This window comes from Vitreimonas flagellata (genome assembly GCF_004634425.1).
Taxonomy (GTDB): domain Bacteria; phylum Pseudomonadota; class Alphaproteobacteria; order Caulobacterales; family Aquidulcibacteraceae; genus Vitreimonas; species Vitreimonas flagellata.
On record NZ_SBJL01000002.1, the window covers coordinates 825,800 to 842,470 of the forward strand.

A 16,671-nucleotide genomic window follows, 5' to 3' on the forward strand; every position below is an offset into this window, starting at 1 on the left:
CAGGGAGACGGACTGCGGGCGCAGGTTCGCGCGGGCAGGGCCATCAGGTGGAAAGAGATTCCGGCGGTTTGGAGATTTGCGGCGCCGCCGTCGCACACGCGCTTTGGGAAAGCGCGCTTCGCAAGAATGGACACCACATAGCGCCGGGAGCGTCAAGCCGAGCTTAACGGCGGATCGCAGGTTCAGGGTTCGAGTGTCGCCAGCAGCACAGCGGCGATGGCCACGAGGAACGGGATCTCGCTCATGAGCCGCCAGAACTTCTCGGAACGCCGCCGCTGGCCTTGGGCGATGCGGCGACCCTCCGCAGATAGGAAGCCGTGATAGCCACTCAAGCCCAGGACCAAAATAAGCTTGCCCCAGAACCAATGCGGCACCGTGGCGATCACTTCCGGGATCGGTCGGGTCCAATCGCCGGAGATGTAGGTCGCGAACAGAAAGAGGCCGAACGCCCAGGCCAGGATCATGCTGGGGGTCAGAATGATCAGGCGCAGGCTGCGGGCGGCCTTCAGCATGGCCGCCTCCAACTCGCCGCCAGGCTGGGAGGAGGTGATGTAGGCGTAGAAGCGCGGCAGCATCAGCAGGCCCGCGATCCAGGCGATCACGGCGATGATGTGGAGACCTCGGGCGAGGTCGTAGCCAATCACGTGATCCATTTACCGCGTGTTCCCCTGGGGGCACTGGCCCCATGCCGCCGGGCAGAGCCGACCGCCGTTCTCTGACTGCATTTTGCCCGGACAGGCAAGGGCGCGCTCAACCACATGGGCCAGCGCGTCAATGAAACGCGGGGCGGCCCCAGGCGCTGGCGCCCGCAAATAGAATGGCAGGTTCAGGCTCTTGGCCAGTTGCGCGTACTCAATATCGAGTTCGACCAGCGTCTCGACGTGCTCGGAGACGAAAGCGATCGGGGAGACGATCACGCCCGCGCCGTCTTTGCCGGCGGCGTGGATTTCCTCTTCTGTGGAGGGGCCAATCCACTTCAGCGGACCGACGCGCGATTGGTAGCAGACGCGGGTCTCCCAATCTGCCGGCAGCAGCTTCTTCACCGCGGCGACGCTTTGCTCGACCTGCCATTGGTAGGGATCGCCGGCGTCTATCACACGCTGTGGCAAGCCGTGCGCCGAGAAGAGAACACGCGGCTTCGCAGGTGAACCCGCTTCACGCCACGTCTTCAAGATCGCGTCCGCGTGCGCTTCTGCGAAGGCCTCGCCAGCTGGATAACAACAGATCGTGGAGCAGGGCAGGTCGCTATGGCGCCGCCATTCCTTCAGCGATGAGCCCGCGGTTGTGGTCGAGAATTGCGGATAGAGCGGCAGTAGAATCGCATCGGTTGCGCCCCAAGCTTCGGCGGCTTGCGCGGCACCCTTCGTGAACGGCTTCCAATAGCGCATCGCTGGGAAGCACTTGAACGTGACGTTGTTCACGCGCTTGGCCATTGCCGTTTCAAGCGCATCGGCCTGTTTCACAGTTTCCGGCAAGATCGGCGAACCGCCGCCCATCAACGCGTAATTCGCTTTGGCCAATCTTTCGCGCGTGCGTGAAATCAATTGGGCGATCAGGAAACGCACTGGCTGTGGCGCACTGATGATCGCTTTGTCGTTGAACAAGTTGAATAGGAACGGGCGCACCGACTCTTGTTTGTCAGGTCCGCCAAGATTGAACAGGATGATCGCGACGCGCCGAGACGACATCGCACGCAGCCGTGGGCCTTGCTCCGGCGCCTGGTCATCTTCGAGCGGAATTGCGCTCATTGGCCTTTTACCACGCGCACCAAGTGTGCGAGGTTTTCGGGCGTCGCTTCCGGCGTAATGCCGTGGCCGAGATTGAAGATATGCGGCGCGCTCTTAAACGCGATCAGCACGTCACGCGCAGCGCGTTCCAAGGCTTCGCCACCAGCGACAATCGCTTGCGGATCGAGATTACCCTGCAGCGCCATGCCATCCGGCGCGACCTTGAAAGCGAAATCCGCCGGCGTTTGCGTATCCACGCCGAGTGCGTTGACGCCCGTTTCGTTGGCGTAGGCTTCCAGCTGCGCGCCAGCTCCACGCGGAAAACCGATGATCGGCACGGTGACGCCAAGCACACGCAGCCGCTGCACGAGCTTTCGCGTCGGGCCGATAATGACCTGCTGGAACATGAGGGGGGAGAGGCCCTCGGACCAGCTCTCGAAAATCTGCACGCAATCGGCGCCAGCTTGCACTTGCTTGGCCAAATGCTGGGCGCTCATTTCCACGAGCACATCCAAGAGCGCCTCAACATCCTCGGGTCGCTCGAACACAGCCCGACGCGAGCGATCCTTTTCGCCGCCTTTTCCTTGAAGCATGTAGGTGGCGACCGTCCACGGACCGCCGCAGAACCCGATCAGCGCGATATCCTTCGGGATCGCGCCCTTGATCCGTTCCACGGCTTCATAGACGGGCGAAAGCCGTTGCAGCGCGCGCTCCGGATCATCGAAGCGCCAAGTCTCTTCGTCGACCAAAGGCTTCAGCCGCGGTCCTTCGCCCTCCACGAACGAGACTGCCCGGCCCAAAGCGTCCGGGATCACCAGAATGTCCGAGAACAGGATCGCGGCGTCGAGCGGGAAACGCCGCAGGGGCTGCATCACCGCTTCCGTCGCCAGGGCAGGGGAATAGCAGAAATCGAGAAAGTTCTTCGCCCGCGTTCGAAGCTCCCGATATTCCGGGAGATAGCGCCCTGCCTGCCGCATGATCCAAATCGGAGGAGGGTCTAGCCTCTCTCCCTTCAAGACGCGCAAGAGAGCGGGAATGCTTTCCCGATCGGCCATGACCTTCTTCCAAACTAAATAAACTTAGAAATCTGATTAGAGATGACTCGTTGTTGTGGGGATACGCAAACCGGGAGAATTTCGATCTCCACATGCTGTCCACATACTTGTCCGTCCCGGCGCCAGACGAATTATCGTTAACGCCGAATTACTTGGCCCTGTCGAGTACCCCCGACGATTCCTTTTTTCCCACGATGTCGCATTGTGGAGAGCCCTGGGAGGAATCGCGCATGAGGAGAAGTGAATCCGGGGCAGGGTGGGCTGTTCGTTCTCTTCACCGGCTTTGCTGGCCCTGTAATCAACAACTTGTCCACATTGGCGCGACGCCTGATATGAGGGCTGCCCATGCCCACCCGTGACCGCCTCGCCATCTATTTCAATGTCCACCTCGTGTCGGACTCGACCGGTGAGACGCTGGCGGGAGTCATGCGCGCCACCTGCGCGCAGTTCGACAATATCATGCCCGTGGAACACTCCTATTTCCTGGTGCGCTCTGTGCGGCAGCTGGAGCGGGTGATCCAGGAAATCTCAGATGCGCCCGGCGTCGTTATGTTCACGCTATCGAATCTTGAACATCGCGCGCTGCTCGAAAAGGCCTGTGCGGAGATGGAGATGCCCTGCGTCGCGGTGCTCGATCCGGTGCTCGATGTCACCTCCCGGTACCTCGGGCTTGAACTGAACCATCGCGTCGGCGCCGCCAGGAAGCTCAACGCGGAATACTTCAAGCGCATCGATGCGCTGGATTTCGCCATGTACCACGACGACGGGCAGCAAGCTGTCGAGTTAATGGATGCCGACGTCATTCTTGTGGGCGTGAGCCGCACCTCAAAGACACCGACAAGCGTCTATCTTGCCCACCGTGGAGTGAAGGCGGCGAACGTGCCGATGGTGCCGGGTGTGCCGCTGCCGGAAGAATTGTTCAGGCCAGATCGACCGCTGGTCGTGGGCCTCCTCATTTCCGCAGATCGTCTTATCGGCATTCGCCGTAATCGTCTCGCTGCGATGAAGGAAACCCGCGCGGGCTCTTACACAGATGAAGAGGATGTGCGTCGCGAAGTGATGGAAGCACAAAAATTGTTCGAGCGGGAAGGGTGGCCGACGATCGACGTTTCGCGCCGTTCGATCGAAGAAACGGCCGCAGCCGTGCTCAATCTGCTGGCGGAGCATAGAGAAGAATGAGTCTCGTGCTCGCCTCCGGCAGCGCTATACGCCGTCAAGTGCTCGCCGCCGCTGGCCTCGAGTTTGAGGTTGAGGTTGCGCGTGTCGATGAGGAGGGGGCCAAGGCCAGCCTCCGCGCCGAAGGTCTGAAACCCCGCGAACAAGCCGATGCGTTGGCTGAACTGAAGGCGCTCGCTGTTTCACGGAAACGGTCTGGCTTCATTATTGGCGCGGACCAGATGCTCGCGATCGATGGCGAAACGCTCGACAAGCCGAAGGACATCGCCGAAGCGCGTTCGCACCTAATGCGTATGCGTGGCAAAACGCATGAACTTCTGTGCGCTGCTGTCGTTGCGCGCGAAGGCTCCATTATATGGCGCCACATCGAAACGCCGCGGCTGCGCATGCGACCGTTCTCGGATGCGTTCATTGATGATTATCTGGCGCGCGTTGGCGAGGAAGCGCTTAAATCCGTCGGCGCCTATCAGCTTGAGGGCTTGGGCGCGCAACTCTTCGACCGTGTCGACGGCGACTATTTCTCTGTGCTTGGACTGCCGCTGCTGCCGTTGCTTCAATTCTTGCGCGAGCATGGCGTGGTGGCGAAATGAACGTCACCGCGTCCACGAAACTTCTCGCTGTGATCGGCGATCCGGTGCGGCATTCGCTGTCGCCGGTAATGCACAATGGCTGGATCGCTGATCATGGATTGGACGCCGTTTACACCGCGCTGCCGCTCAAGAGCGAAGACGCGACGAGTGTCATCCGATCGATGAAGGCGCTCGGTTTCATGGGGCTTAACGTCACCGTCCCACACAAGGAAGCGGCCGCGCGCGCCGCTGATCGCAGTGAATCCGAGGTCGCCAATACGTTGCGTTGGGAAGAAGACGGCACGCTGTCCGCTTTCAACACGGACGGCGTTGGCTTCATCGATTCGCTCACCGAAACCGCGCCGGATTGGCGCGGCCGCGTGAGCCGCGTCCTCATTATAGGCGCTGGCGGGGCAGGGCTGGGCGTTGGCAAAGCGCTGTCGGCCTATGCGGACACCGTGCATTTCGCCAACCGCACGCTTGCGCGCGCGGAAGCCGCGGCGAGCGCCGTGCCGAACGGCCGCGTGTTGCGCTGGGAAGATCTGGAGCGCGGCTTCGGGGCGGCGGATCTCATTGTGCAAACCACAACGCTTGGCATGACCGGCCAAGACTCGCACGCCTGGCCGATGCAGTTTTGCCGTGCGAATGCGATCGTGTCTGACATTGTATATAAGCCGCTCGAAACAGAATTTTTGCGCGCCGCACGCGCCCGCGGTCTCGTCGCGATGGACGGTCTCGGCATGCTGATCCACCAAGGCGCGCGTGCGTTCGAGCTTTGGTTCGGCGTGAAACCAGATACGAAGAAGGCGCGGGAGCGCCTGCTCGCGGCGCTCGGCGCATGATCATTGTCGGCCTCACCGGCTCGATTGGCATGGGCAAATCGACCGTCGCGAAAATGTTTGCGGAGGAGGGCGCACCGGGCTTTGACTCGGACGCGGCCGTGCATGCGTTGTATGCGCCGGGCGGCGCGGCGGTTGCGCCCGTGGAAGCCGCCTTTCCCGGCGTCACGAAAGACGGCGCCATCGATCGTGAAGCGCTGTCCAAGCGTGTCGTCGGCAACGAAGCTGCGATCAAGCAGCTTGAAGCCATCGTCCATCCGCTGGTCCGCGCCGCACAAATGCAATTCTTGCAGGACAATCGCGAGGCTGGCGCAGCCGTCGTGATCCTGGACATTCCGCTCCTGTTTGAGGGCAACGGCGCCAAGTATGTGGACAAGACAGTCGTGGTCTCGGCGCCCGCCGATGTGCAGCGCACCCGTGTGTTGGCGCGGCCTGGCATGAGTCCGGAAAAGTTCGAGGCTATCCTGGCGCGGCAAATGCCGGATGCGGAAAAGCGCGCTCGGGCCGATTTTGTCATTGATACGGGTGCTGATTTCGAGACCACGCGATCCCAAGTCAGGGGCGTACTGGACGCGCTGCGCGAACAGATTTAGCCCGGATTCATGCGCGAAATCCTGTTTGACACGGAAACGACCGGCGTTTTCCCGGACCATGCCGACGAAAAGCAACGCGACCGCATCGTGGAAATCGGCTGCGTCGAGGTGTTCAATCTTGAGCGCACCGGCCGCGAGTTTCACGCGTACATCAATCCAGATCGCGATGTGCCCGAAGAAGTCGTGCGCGTGCACGGTCTGCGCGGCGACTTTCTGAAAACGCAAAAGCGCTTCGGAGAGATCGTGGCGGACTTCATTGAGTTCGTCGGCGATGCGCCGCTGGTCGCGCACAACGCTTCGTTCGACCGCGGCTTTATCAATGCCGAGCTGCGTCGCCTGAAAATGGCCGAGCTGGAAACCGAGCGCTTCGTCGACACGCTGGCGATTGCGCGCAAGAAATTCCCCGGCGCCTCATGCTCGCTCGACGCGTTGGCGCGGCGCTTCCAATTGGATCGCTACGGCTTCGATCTCGCCTCGCGCAAAGGGCCGGGCGGTCACGGCGCGCTCGTCGACTCGCGCATCCTCGCCGAGGTGTACCTCCACCTCAAAGGCGGGCGCGAACAACGCTTGGTGTTCGAGACCGAAGAGACGACGATGTCGGACGCGGCAAACCAAATGCCAATCGAATTGGTGCGGCGGGCGCAGCGGCCTGTTCCGCTCGGCGCTCGGGGCAGCACCGAAGAGGCCGAAGCGCATGCGGCGTTCGTCGCCAAACTTGGCGACAAAGCCATCTGGTTGAAGACCGGAAGTTAGAAGCCCGCGCCGCCGGCCGCCGCTTGCGGAGGCAGACCTTCTGCAGCCGCCGCGCGCTCCTGGCGCTCGCGCAGTTCAGACCAATAGAGCGGTGTGAAATCGATCGGATTGATCAGCAGGGGCGGGTAGCCGCCTTCGCGGGTGATCTCGGCCAGGATCTGCCGGCCGAATGGGAATAGCAGGCGCGGGCACTCGATCCAGATCAGCGGCTCCACGTCGTCGGCCCGCACATTCATGAATTGAAACAAGCCCGAATAGACGAGATCGACCGAGAACATGATCGCGTCTTGGCGGCGCGCCTGGACATTGATGCAGAGATCGACCTCAACGGCCTCGTTTCGTTCGCCCATCGGGCGAGACTTGACCTCGACGCCCATATCGATCGTGGGCTGCACGTCGTAGGCCTGAGATGCCGCAGCGGCCATCGCATTGCGGAATGAAAGTTCCTTCACATATTGGGACAGGACGCGCAGATGAGGGGAATCGGCTGGAGGCAAGGGGCCTTCCGGCGCGTTTTGCGGGTTCATGCGCCAACTCTCGGCAAGGAAAAGCTTGGAAATCGGGCGCTAACATAGGCAAGGGCTACAGCAACGCAACCGCGCTGGAAGAAAGCGCCTGTTGGCATTATCTTAATTTCGCGCAGAGAAGCGGCGCCCAGGGAGCATCGGGTTTTGGACCAAGGCATGATTGAGATTCTGATCCTCGCGTTTGTCGCGGGCTTCGTGCTGTTCCGGCTCTATTCGACGCTGGGCAAACGCACGGGCTCCGAGCGTCCGGCTGAACCGACGCCTGCGCCGGCGCAAGGCCATATGCCGCGTGAGCAGGCGCAAACGCCGCTCACGCAGCCAGCGCCCACTGGCCCTGCGGGCGAGGGGCTCATGGCGATCCTGCGCGCCGATCCCAATTTCGATGTCGGCCATTTCGTTGCTGGGTCTAAGGCGGCCTACGAGATGATCGTCAGCGCTTTCGCCAAGGGTGATCGCGACACCTTGCGTGGCTTGCTGACGCCGCGCGTTTTTGACTCATATGCTGCCGCTATTGAGCGTCGCGCGCAGACGAACGAAGCGGTGCCCGAGTTGGTGCGCTTGAAGTCTGCTGAGATTGCTGAAGCCGAACTTCAGGGCGATACCGCACGCGTAATCGTAAAATTCGAAGCGGAATTGGCCGAAGGCGCGCATGGTATCCGAGATGCGCGTGAGCGCTGGACGTTTGAGCGCAATGTGCGTTCGGGCGACCCGAATTGGCTCCTCTCACGCGTCCAGGCGGCGTGAGCAAAAGCAAGCGCGAACTCAGCACTGACGAAAAGAAGCTGTGGCGCCGCGTCGCCGCGAGCTTGAAGACGCGTCGTGCGCTACCTGCCGAGGACATTGAAGAACCGGCGCCGTCATTAAAGAGTGTCGCGAAGCGAACTGAGAAAAGGCCGCTGGTTGAACCGGCGCCGGCACGCAACGCGCCTAAAGTCGCGTCGCCACTTCCGCGCCGCGACACCGAGAAGCGCGTTCGCCGTGGCAAACTTGAGATCGGCGGCTCACTCGACCTGCACGGCCACACGCAAGATTCTGGGCGCAACGCGTTGGCGCGGTTTCTTCAAGTCGCGCAAGCGCGCGGCGATAGTGTCGTGATTGTCATCACCGGCGCTGGTCGCGGCGGGGAGGGCGTGCTTAAGCGACGTTTACCCGAGTGGCTCGCCGAACGTGATCTACGACCACTCACCACAGGCTACGCGCCCGCACATCGCTCACATGGCGGCGCCGGCGCCTTCTACGTGTTCATCAAGCGCGCCCGCGAAACGCAATCTTAAGCTTGCTGACCGCCGTGTTTACCGAAAATCGCAGCATCTTCAGCGCATTATAACCAATCCAGCCAAATCTCTCGTGCGCGCGAACGCGCGTTTGGAGTGGGTATGGCGCAAGGCCTGTCATCTTTCGTCATGCCTGGCCGCAAGCACGGGCTTGCGGCGCGCGCGGTGCTGTTCACCGTGGCCGTCATTGCTGTGACCGCGTTGCTCTCCGTGAGCATCCTTTTGGCTGGCGCCTACAGCGAGGGCCGCCGCCAGGAGGTCGTGATCGCCACGAGCCTCACCGAGCATCTCGCCGCGCGCTCTGACACCCTTCTGACTGGCAATCGCGTTGCGATCCTAGAGCGCATGATCTCGGGCGCCAGCGATCGCGCCGAAGTGCGGGCGCTTTCCTTTCGCGACGCCTCGGGCGCGGTGATTGCGCAAGACAGCAGTGGCGACGCGCGCGACGAGGCGCGCATGCGACAGGGCGCGCTCGATGCAATGCGTTCAGGTCGTACCAACGTCGCGCGCGCGCAAGACGGCAGCCTGATGGTCGCGTCGCCCATCAAGCATGACAGCGAAACAATCGGCGCTGTCGTACGCATCTGGGAGCCGGGCGCTTACACTTTCGATGTCGTACCAGCGCTTGCCCCTTTCTTACTGATCTTGGCTTGCTTGTTGCTCGCGGCGATTCCGTTGACGAACGCATTCGTGCGCCGCGCGGTTGCGCCCTTGGACGAACTAGCCAAGTTCGCCAAACAAGTCGGCGAGCGAGGTCAAGCAGAAAAAATCTCAATTCGCACGGGGGACGAGTTCGAGACGCTTGCGAACGCTTTCAACGACATGATGGCGCGCCTCGACCTGTCCATGCGGCAGATCGAAGAAATTGCCTTTGTCGATCCTATAACACGTCTGCCGAACCAAGATCGGTTCGCGCGCGACATTGATTTCTTCGTTCTGCAACAAGGTAAAGACGCGATGGGCGCTGCGATCGTCATAGATCTGCAGCGCCTTCCAAAGCTGACACAGACACTCGACCCGCTGGCCGCGCGCGACTTCATACGCACGGTCGCAGAGCGACTTACGTCAAGCGCGCGGACAGTCGAGCGCATTGTGATGCGCCGCAAAGAGCGGGCAAGTTGCGCACGCTTAGGGGTGTCAGAATTTGGGGTGTTCGCGCCTGGGCTATCTCAAGCGGACGCCGCTCGTTTTGCGCAGCATCTCACGGCGGGCCTCAACCAGCCGTTCGAGTGGCGCGGCCACAAGCTGACGCTGGGTGCGTGCTCCGGTGTCGCGATGGCGCCGCGAGATGGTGCGGACGCGGACGGCGTCATCCGCCACGCCCGTATGGCGCTCGGCGCTGCGCAAAATGCGCCCGCCCGCATGAAGCTCTATACGCAATCGCTGGATCGCGAGGCGGTCGCTCGCATTACGTTGGAGCGTGAAATGCGCGGGGCGTTGGAGCGCAATGAATTCCGCGCCTATTTCCAACCTAAGATAAATCTGGCGACCGGCAAGATTGAAGCCTGCGAAGCGTTGGCGCGCTGGATCAGGCCCGACCGCACCATCATCAGCCCCGGTCGATTCATTCCGGTTGCGGAGGAGAGCGGGTTGATCAGCCCATTGTCAGACGCAATCTTGCGCGAAGCGTGCTGGAAGGCTGCGTCATGGGCGCGTGCTGGCTTGCCAACGAAGGTCGCGGTCAATGTGTCGGCGCTGCAGTTCAAGACGGAGCGCTTTGCCGAGAACGTGTTGCGTGTCGTGCAGCATGCAGGCCTCGCGCCGAGCAATCTCGAGCTAGAGATCACGGAATCGATGGTGATGGATGATCCCGATCGCGCGCTTCGCATCATCCAGCCGCTGCGCGAGGCCGGCGTGCGCCTAGCGATCGACGATTTTGGCTGCGGCCACTCAAGCCTTGCGGCGCTTTCGAAGCTGCCGTTCGACGTTATCAAGATCGACCAGCAATTCGTGCGTCAGCTGGAGCGCGGCGACGCGCAGGCCGGCGCCATCATCGAGATGATCTTGGCTTTGGCCCGCACGCTTGACATGGAGGTCGTCGCCGAGGGCGTTGAGCGCCGCGAAGACGTGGATTTCATGGCCGCGCGCGGCTGCCATTGGGTCCAAGGGTTCCTCTATGGCGCGGCCGTGCCCGCGCCGGAATTCGCCGAAATGCTGCGCCGCCAAGCTGGCGAGGACGTGACGGCCGAAGACGCGGCTTGATCGCGCGCGCCCGGTTCGCCACATCAGGCGCATGAGCAAACCAGAACAATGGCACGGCACGACGATTGTGTGCGTGCGCAAAGGCAACAAAGTCGTGATCGCCGGCGATGGCCAAGTCTCGGCGGGACCGACTATTCTTAAAGGCAACGCGCGCAAGGTGCGCCAGCTTGCCGGCGGCTCGGTGATCGTAGGGTTCGCCGGCGCTACGGCGGACGCCTTCGCGTTGTTCGAGCGGCTTGAGCAAAAACTCGAGCGTTTCCCGACGCAGCTTGGCCGGGCCTGCGTGGAGCTCGCGAAGGACTGGCGCACGGATCGCGCGCTGCGCCGGCTCGACGCCATGCTGATCGTCGCCGATCGCAAAGAGACCTTCCTCGTCACCGGAGCAGGGGATGTGCTCGATCCCGAACACGCCGTTGTGGCCGTCGGCTCAGGTGGCAATTTTGCGCTGGCGGCCGCGCGTGCGCTGTACCCGCATGTGAGCGACGCTGAGGCGATCGCCCGAGAAGCGATGGCGATCGCAGCCGACATCTGCGTCTATACCAACGGTAAACTGACGGTTGAAACGCTAGAGGCTTAGCAGTGCCATTAGCCGACTGGTAAGCGCTGCCGCGCTTTATGAGTATATGACACCGCGCGTATCCGTCGGCGAACGAGTTCCGCAAGCTTTGCTGGGCCGCATGATCGACGGCGCCATGTACACGGTCGAGCTGCATGAGCTGATCGCCGGCCGCCGCGCCGTGATCGCGGGCGTTCCGGGCGCCTTCACGCCCGTGTGCACCTGCCGCCACATCCCCGACATCTTGGAAAACGCCGGCCGGCTTCGCGCTGCAGGGTACGATCTGATCGCGTGCGTTGTGCCCAATAGCCCCTGGGCTGTGGCCGCGTGGGCCGCGGAGGTCGATCCAGCGGGTGTGATGACTTTTCTTTCCGACGGCAATCTCACCTTGGCGCGCGCGCTTGGCGTGACGGTCTCTGCACCTGACCTCATGCTGGGCGAGACCTCAGCGCGTTATCTGCTGGCGACAGATAATGGCATCGTGCGGCGCCTCAATGTCGAGGCCAAGATCAACAATGTGGACTGCACCCGCGCGCGCGACGTTTTGATCGACTAGGGCTGAGCGCCCTTCACGTCCGGCGGATGGCCCCTTAAGTGAGTGGCAATGACACACTTCTCTCCGCGCGAAATCGTCTCCGAACTCGATCGCTACATTGTGGGCCAGGGTGACGCGAAACGCGCCGTCGCCATCGCGCTGCGCAACCGTTGGCGCCGTAAGCAATTGCCGGAAGACCTCCGCGAAGAGGTCACGCCCAAAAATATTCTGATGATCGGGCCGACGGGGGTCGGCAAAACGGAGATCGCGCGGCGCCTAGCCAAGCTCGCCGGGGCCCCGTTTCTTAAAGTCGAAGCCACGAAGTTCACCGAGGTCGGCTATGTCGGCCGCGACGTCGAACAGATCGTGCGCGATCTGGTCGAAGTCGCGCTCAACATGGCGCGCGAGCGCCGCCGTCGCGAAGTGCGAGCACGCGCCGAAGCCGCCGCCGAGGAGCGCGTGCTCGATGCTCTAGTGGGGCAGGGCGCGAGTGCGGCCACGCGTGAATCGTTTCGCAAAAAGCTGCGCAACTCCGAGCTTGGCGGTTCTGCGGTTGAGATCGAGGTCGAGGACAACGCTTCGCCGCTCGGCAATCTCGATATCCCAGGCCAGCAGGGCGTCGGCGTCGTTAACATCGGCGACATTTTCGGCAAGGCGTTCGGCAAACGGACGAAGCACGTGCGGATGACGGTCGATGAAGCCTACGAACCACTGGTGCGCGAAGAGAGTGACAAGCTCGTCGATCAAGACGCGCTGATCAAAGAAGCCCTCGCGCTGACCGCCGAAGATGGCATCGTGTTCCTTGATGAGATCGACAAGATCGCGTCGCGTTCGGAGCGCGCGGGCGGCGGCGACGTCAGTCGCGAAGGTGTGCAGCGCGATCTGCTGCCGTTGATCGAAGGCACGATCGTCAATACCAAGCACGGTCCGGTGAAGACGGATCACATTCTTTTTGTGGCCTCCGGCGCGTTCCACGTGGCCAAGCCGTCCGATTTGCTGCCCGAATTGCAGGGTCGCTTGCCGATCCGCGTGGAGTTGAAGGCGCTCACCCGCGAAGACTTCCGCCGCATTCTTACAGAGCCGGAAGCGAGCCTCGTCACGCAATACAAGGCGCTGCTGAAGACGGAGAACGTCACGCTCGATTTCACTGATGAAGCCGTCGAGGCCATTGCCGAGATCGCGGCGGACGTGAATTCCACGGTCGAGAATATCGGCGCCCGTCGCTTGCAAACCGTGATGGAACGCTTGCTCGACGAGGTCAGTTATTCCGCACCGGATCGCAGCGGCGAGACGCTGCGGATCGACGCCGATTATGTGCGCAAGCATGTCGGCGACCTAGCAAAGAACGCCGATCTCAGCCGCTTCATTCTCTAAACGCGAAAGCCGCTTTTGAGCGCCAGCGCGCGGAGGTTCTGCTCCGGGCGCGGGCCCATGTGCGAAATCACTTCCGCCGCCGCGAGCGAGGCGAGGGCGCCGCATTCCGGTAGCGGCCGCTGGTGTGCGTAGCCGAACAGGAAGCCCGCCGCGTATTGATCGCCCGCGCCTGTCGTGTCGACAACGTCGGCGACGGGGAAAGCCTTCACCTCGATCGTGTCCTTGTTGGTCACGATCAGTGAGCCGGTCGACGATCGAGTAACGGCGACGATCGGGCAGACTTTGCGCGCCGTTTCGATCGCTGTGCCGAGATCGTCGCATTCATAGAGCGAGAGAATCTCCGACTCGTTCGCGAATAGGATATCCACGTGGCCGGCGACGAGATGACGGAAGCTGTCGCGGTGGCGATCGACGCAGAATTTGTCTGAGAGCGTCAGCGCGACTTGGCGCTGCGCTGATTTCGCGATCTCGGCCGCGCGAACGAACGCCGTCTTCGCTTCGTCGCGATCGAAGAGATAGCCCTCGAGGAACAGGATCTTGCCGGCCGTGATGAGGCCAGCGTCGATGTCGTCCGCGTTGAGCAGCGTGGAGGCGCCGAGATAGGTGTTCATCGAACGATGGCCGTCCGGCGTCACCGCGATGAGCGAGCGCGCCGTGGCCGGCGTGCCGGCGCGCGGTGGGGTGTCGAATGCAACGCCGGCGGCACGAAATTCGCGCGTGAACTGGCTGCCCAAATCATCATCGGCGACCTTGCCGATATAGCCGGTTTTGCCGCCGAAGCTGGCGATGCCGGTCATGGTGTTCGCCGCCGAACCGCCGGCCGCAACCGTCGCATTTGTGAAACGCGCGGTCAGATGGTCAGCGCGCGCTTCGTCGATCAGGCTCATGGCGTCTTTGGCGATGTTCTCCTCAGCCAGGAACGCATCGGAAACTTGGGCGATCACGTCGATGATCGCGTTACCGACGGCGACGACGTCATAGGTCGAGCTGGACATTCAAAAATCCTTTGAGAGTTAAGGCCTTTAAGCCTGCATGCGCGGCGCTGTCCAGCATTGCGGCGGGCGAGCTTGCAGGGCATGTTCGCGCCCCATGAGAATTGCTGCTTCGCTTATTGCTTTGATGTTTCTGGCGGCATGCGCCGCCACAACACCCAATTCGGCCCCGCAACCAAGCGGCCCGGCTGCACCCGCGGCGCCCGTAACATCGCGCTTGGCGCAGATGCTCAACGCTGCTGGCCGCGCCGATGCGCCGACGCAGGCCGAGATCGTGCGCGCCTTTGGCCCGGCCGACATCGAGCGTCAGGACGGCGCGGGTGCGGCGCTGACCTATCGGTACAACAATTGCGCGCTCCTCCTTCTATTCGCGGCGGACTCGCGCAATGCGATGCGCCTGGCGCAATCGTATCCGAGCGCGCGGCGCGCGGGCGAGGCGGCGCCCAGTCTTGACCAATGCGCCAGCGAGGCCGACGCGCGCCGGCGTTCGTGATGGCGAAGATCGCGTATCTCAACGGACGCTCCTATCGCGGTGCGCCGCTTGGGCCGGGACAATTGCCGGAAGCGGAATTAGTCAGCCACGAGCTGATTGTCGCTGAAGGCAAAAAGCGCGGCATCGAGTTCATCATCGAGTATTGGGACGATCCCGAACTGCCAAAGCGCGGGTACGACGCCGCGATCATCCGCACCTGCTGGGACTATACCGGCCGCGCAGACGAATTCATCGCGACGATCGAAGCGCATGAGCGCGCGGGATTGCGCGTGTTTAATTCGCCGGCCGTGGTGCGCTGGAATGCGCGGAAGACGTATCTCCGTGAACTTGGCGCCGCCGCGATCGAGACGGTGTGGCTCGATCAAATCGATGCGCGCGCGGTGGCGCAGGCGTTTGATGCCCTCGACGCCGCCGAGATCGTGATCAAACCTCAGGTCGGCGCGGGCTCGGTGCGGACCATTCGCTTGAAGCGCAATGCGTGGAGCGAAGCTGACCTGATCGACGGGCCGCAATCGGAAGCGATGGTGCAGCCTTATCTGCAATCGATCGAAACAGAAGGGGAGCGCTCGCTCTTCTGGTTTGGCGGCGCCTTTTCGCATGCGATCCGAAAAGTGCCCAACAAGGGCGATTGGCTGGCCAGCATTCCCGGAAAGACAGCGTTCCTCGCCGAAGCCGCGCCGTCTGGCGCGATGGCGGCGGCGGAATCGGCGCGGGCGCATGCGCCGAAAGATCTCCTTTATGTGCGCATCGACCTGGTGCTGGGCGATGACGGCAAGTGGCGTGTGATCGAGATCGAGGCGATCGAGCCTTATCTCTTCTTGGATTTCGCACCCGAAGGCGCGGGCTTTTTCGTCGATGCGATCGCGCGGGTCTTGTCCTTATAAAGACAGATATCGGCGATGACGCAGCGTGGGCATTCGGGCTTGCGGGCGATGCAGGTGTAGCGCCCATGCAGAATAAGCCAGTGATGCGCCCCGTGGATAAACTTTTGTGGCGTGATGCGCATGAGCTGAGCTTCAACCTCATTTGGCGTTTTGCCATCGCTCAGACCGGTGCGGTTGCCGACGCGAAACACGTGCGTATCGACGGCGATTGTGCCTTCCCCAAAAACTTCCATCAGCACCACGTTCGCGGTCTTGCGACCGACACCGGGTAGGGCTTCCAGGGCTTCGCGATCGCGCGGCACCTCGCCGTCGTGATGGTCGATCAGCGCCTGCGAGAGGGCGATGACGTTCTTGGCTTTGTTACGCCAAAGACCGATCGTCTTGATGTAGCTCGCGACACCGTCTTCGCCGAGCTTCAGCATCTTCGCGGGCGTATCCGCGATCTTGAACATCGGCGCCGTGGCGCGGTTGACGCCTTTGTCCGTCGCTTGCGCGGAAAGCACGACGGCGACGAGCAGGGTGTACGCATTCGTGTATTCCAATTCCGTGCGCGGATCGGGGCGTATCTCGGCCAAGCGCGCGTAGAGCTCTTCGGCCTTGGCTTTGGTGAGACGCTTGGCCATTAGATTCCGCCGCGCCTCGCGCGATGCAAAGCGGCGTCGAGCGCTACGGCGAAGCTTTCGCACTCCTTGGGCGAGAGGAACGCGCCGAGGCGCATTTGGCCTTCGCTGTCGCGGATCAGAACGCCGGGGCCGTCGCGGGTGACCTTCGCCCATACCGGATTGAGCTGCCAATGCGTGGCGACGCCATTCTTATCGACAGCGGCGACATGCACGCGGCCGGGGCCGATGCGGACATATTCGGCGGCTTGGGCTGCGCGATAATTCCAGCGGAACGCCAGATAGAGCGCCAACACGTCGAGGCCGAGAAAGCCGGCGACGGGATAGGCGCCGTTGGCGATGAACACGATCGCGCCAATCAGGTTGATCGCGAGCACGGCGATCAGCATGGCGCGAAAGGCTTTGGCGCTGAGGCTGCGGTGTGGGCGCAGCACAGCGTCCATATAGAGCGGGCCGTCGAAGAACGGCGCGTCCGGCGTGCGTTCCCAGCGTGGCTGCATCG

20 protein-coding genes are annotated in these 16,671 nt (G+C 62.4%); 13 read left to right on the forward strand and 7 right to left on the reverse strand.

Translation table 11 applies throughout. The annotated features are described in order from the left end of the window. Positions 1-182: 182 nt before the first annotated feature. From EPJ54_RS11940 to hemE, 3 genes are read right to left on the reverse strand one after another with little or no spacing between them, the layout of a single operon-like run. On the reverse strand, positions 183-653 hold the full coding sequence (locus EPJ54_RS11940) for a CopD family protein (protein ID WP_239590891.1): 471 nt from the start codon (positions 651-653) through the stop codon (positions 183-185). Next, positions 654-1,688: a ferrochelatase gene (hemH, locus tag EPJ54_RS11945; protein ID WP_135212116.1), complete on the reverse strand. Its 1,035-nt coding sequence runs from the start codon at positions 1,686-1,688 to the stop codon at positions 654-656. It abuts the gene before it with no gap. A gap of 56 nt (positions 1,689-1,744) precedes the next feature. Further along, entirely contained in the window at positions 1,745-2,782 is a 1,038-nt protein-coding gene (hemE, locus tag EPJ54_RS11950) for a uroporphyrinogen decarboxylase (protein ID WP_135211934.1), read from the reverse strand. A gap of 345 nt (positions 2,783-3,127) precedes the next feature. Here hemE and EPJ54_RS11955 point away from each other — a divergent pair, with 345 nt between their 5' ends. From EPJ54_RS11955 to dnaQ, 5 genes are read left to right on the forward strand one after another with little or no spacing between them, the layout of a single operon-like run. Beyond that, positions 3,128-3,961: a pyruvate, water dikinase regulatory protein gene (locus EPJ54_RS11955; RefSeq protein WP_135211935.1), complete on the forward strand. Its 834-nt coding sequence runs from the start codon at positions 3,128-3,130 to the stop codon at positions 3,959-3,961. After that, positions 3,958-4,548, forward strand: coding sequence for a Maf family protein (locus EPJ54_RS11960; RefSeq protein ID WP_135211936.1), 591 nt, complete (start codon positions 3,958-3,960; stop codon positions 4,546-4,548). The genes EPJ54_RS11955 and EPJ54_RS11960 overlap by 4 nt, the downstream gene beginning before the upstream one ends. Further along, a complete protein-coding gene (aroE, locus tag EPJ54_RS11965) occupies positions 4,545-5,369 on the forward strand; it encodes a shikimate dehydrogenase (RefSeq protein WP_135211937.1) in 825 nt (274 codons plus the stop codon). The genes EPJ54_RS11960 and aroE overlap by 4 nt, the downstream gene beginning before the upstream one ends. Beyond that, a complete protein-coding gene (coaE, locus tag EPJ54_RS11970; protein WP_135211938.1) occupies positions 5,366-5,959 on the forward strand; it encodes a dephospho-CoA kinase in 594 nt (197 codons plus the stop codon). Before aroE ends, coaE begins: the two co-directional genes overlap by 4 nt. A gap of 9 nt (positions 5,960-5,968) precedes the next feature. Continuing rightward, positions 5,969-6,712 (forward strand): DNA polymerase III subunit epsilon, encoded by a 744-nt coding sequence (gene dnaQ / locus EPJ54_RS11975; RefSeq protein ID WP_135211939.1) that lies wholly within the window; start codon positions 5,969-5,971, stop codon positions 6,710-6,712. Here the strand turns inward: dnaQ and secB are convergent. Beyond that, complete coding sequence (gene secB, locus EPJ54_RS11980) at positions 6,709-7,239, reverse strand: protein-export chaperone SecB (RefSeq protein ID WP_135211940.1); 531 nt, start codon at positions 7,237-7,239, stop codon at positions 6,709-6,711. The two genes, dnaQ and secB, sit on opposite strands and share 4 nt — an antisense overlap. A 156-nt stretch (positions 7,240-7,395) precedes the next feature. Here secB and EPJ54_RS11985 point away from each other — a divergent pair, with 156 nt between their 5' ends. From EPJ54_RS11985 to hslU, 6 genes are all read left to right on the forward strand, one after another. After that, positions 7,396-7,983 (forward strand): Tim44/TimA family putative adaptor protein, encoded by a 588-nt coding sequence (locus tag EPJ54_RS11985; RefSeq protein WP_239590894.1) that lies wholly within the window; start codon positions 7,396-7,398, stop codon positions 7,981-7,983. After that, entirely contained in the window at positions 7,980-8,513 is a 534-nt protein-coding gene (locus tag EPJ54_RS11990; protein ID WP_167755697.1) for a Smr/MutS family protein, read from the forward strand. Before EPJ54_RS11985 ends, EPJ54_RS11990 begins: the two co-directional genes overlap by 4 nt. A gap of 102 nt (positions 8,514-8,615) precedes the next feature. Next, positions 8,616-10,715 carry a putative bifunctional diguanylate cyclase/phosphodiesterase gene (locus tag EPJ54_RS11995; RefSeq protein WP_135211943.1) on the forward strand — a complete coding sequence of 700 codons (2,100 nt, stop codon included), beginning with the start codon at positions 8,616-8,618 and terminating at the stop codon, positions 10,713-10,715. 31 nt (positions 10,716-10,746) lie between these two features. Next, positions 10,747-11,292, forward strand: coding sequence for an ATP-dependent protease subunit HslV (hslV, locus tag EPJ54_RS12000; RefSeq protein ID WP_135211944.1), 546 nt, complete (start codon positions 10,747-10,749; stop codon positions 11,290-11,292). A 46-nt stretch (positions 11,293-11,338) separates the two neighbouring features. Further along, a complete protein-coding gene (locus EPJ54_RS12005; RefSeq protein ID WP_135211945.1) occupies positions 11,339-11,827 on the forward strand; it encodes a redoxin family protein in 489 nt (162 codons plus the stop codon). Positions 11,828-11,875: 48 nt separating this feature from the next. Further along, positions 11,876-13,180, forward strand: coding sequence for an ATP-dependent protease ATPase subunit HslU (gene hslU / locus EPJ54_RS12010; protein ID WP_135211946.1), 1,305 nt, complete (start codon positions 11,876-11,878; stop codon positions 13,178-13,180). Here the strand turns inward: hslU and EPJ54_RS12015 are convergent. Then, complete coding sequence (locus EPJ54_RS12015) at positions 13,177-14,175, reverse strand: adenosine kinase (RefSeq protein ID WP_135211947.1); 999 nt, start codon at positions 14,173-14,175, stop codon at positions 13,177-13,179. The two genes, hslU and EPJ54_RS12015, sit on opposite strands and share 4 nt — an antisense overlap. Positions 14,176-14,269: 94 nt before the next feature. On the opposite strand from EPJ54_RS12015, the gene EPJ54_RS12020 reads away from it, so the two are divergent. Further along, a complete protein-coding gene (locus tag EPJ54_RS12020; RefSeq protein WP_135211948.1) occupies positions 14,270-14,665 on the forward strand; it encodes a hypothetical protein in 396 nt (131 codons plus the stop codon). Then, positions 14,665-15,549, forward strand: coding sequence for an ATP-grasp domain-containing protein (locus EPJ54_RS12025; protein ID WP_135211949.1), 885 nt, complete (start codon positions 14,665-14,667; stop codon positions 15,547-15,549). Before EPJ54_RS12020 ends, EPJ54_RS12025 begins: the two co-directional genes overlap by 1 nt. On the opposite strand, the gene nth is transcribed toward EPJ54_RS12025, so the two are convergent. Both nth and EPJ54_RS20055 read right to left on the reverse strand, forming a co-directional pair. Continuing rightward, a complete protein-coding gene (gene nth, locus EPJ54_RS12030; protein ID WP_239590895.1) occupies positions 15,474-16,172 on the reverse strand; it encodes an endonuclease III in 699 nt (232 codons plus the stop codon). The genes EPJ54_RS12025 and nth overlap by 76 nt on opposite strands. Then, positions 16,172-16,669 (reverse strand): DUF2244 domain-containing protein, encoded by a 498-nt coding sequence (locus tag EPJ54_RS20055; protein ID WP_135211951.1) that lies wholly within the window; start codon positions 16,667-16,669, stop codon positions 16,172-16,174. Before EPJ54_RS20055 ends, nth begins: the two co-directional genes overlap by 1 nt. Positions 16,670-16,671: the final 2 nt, after the last annotated feature.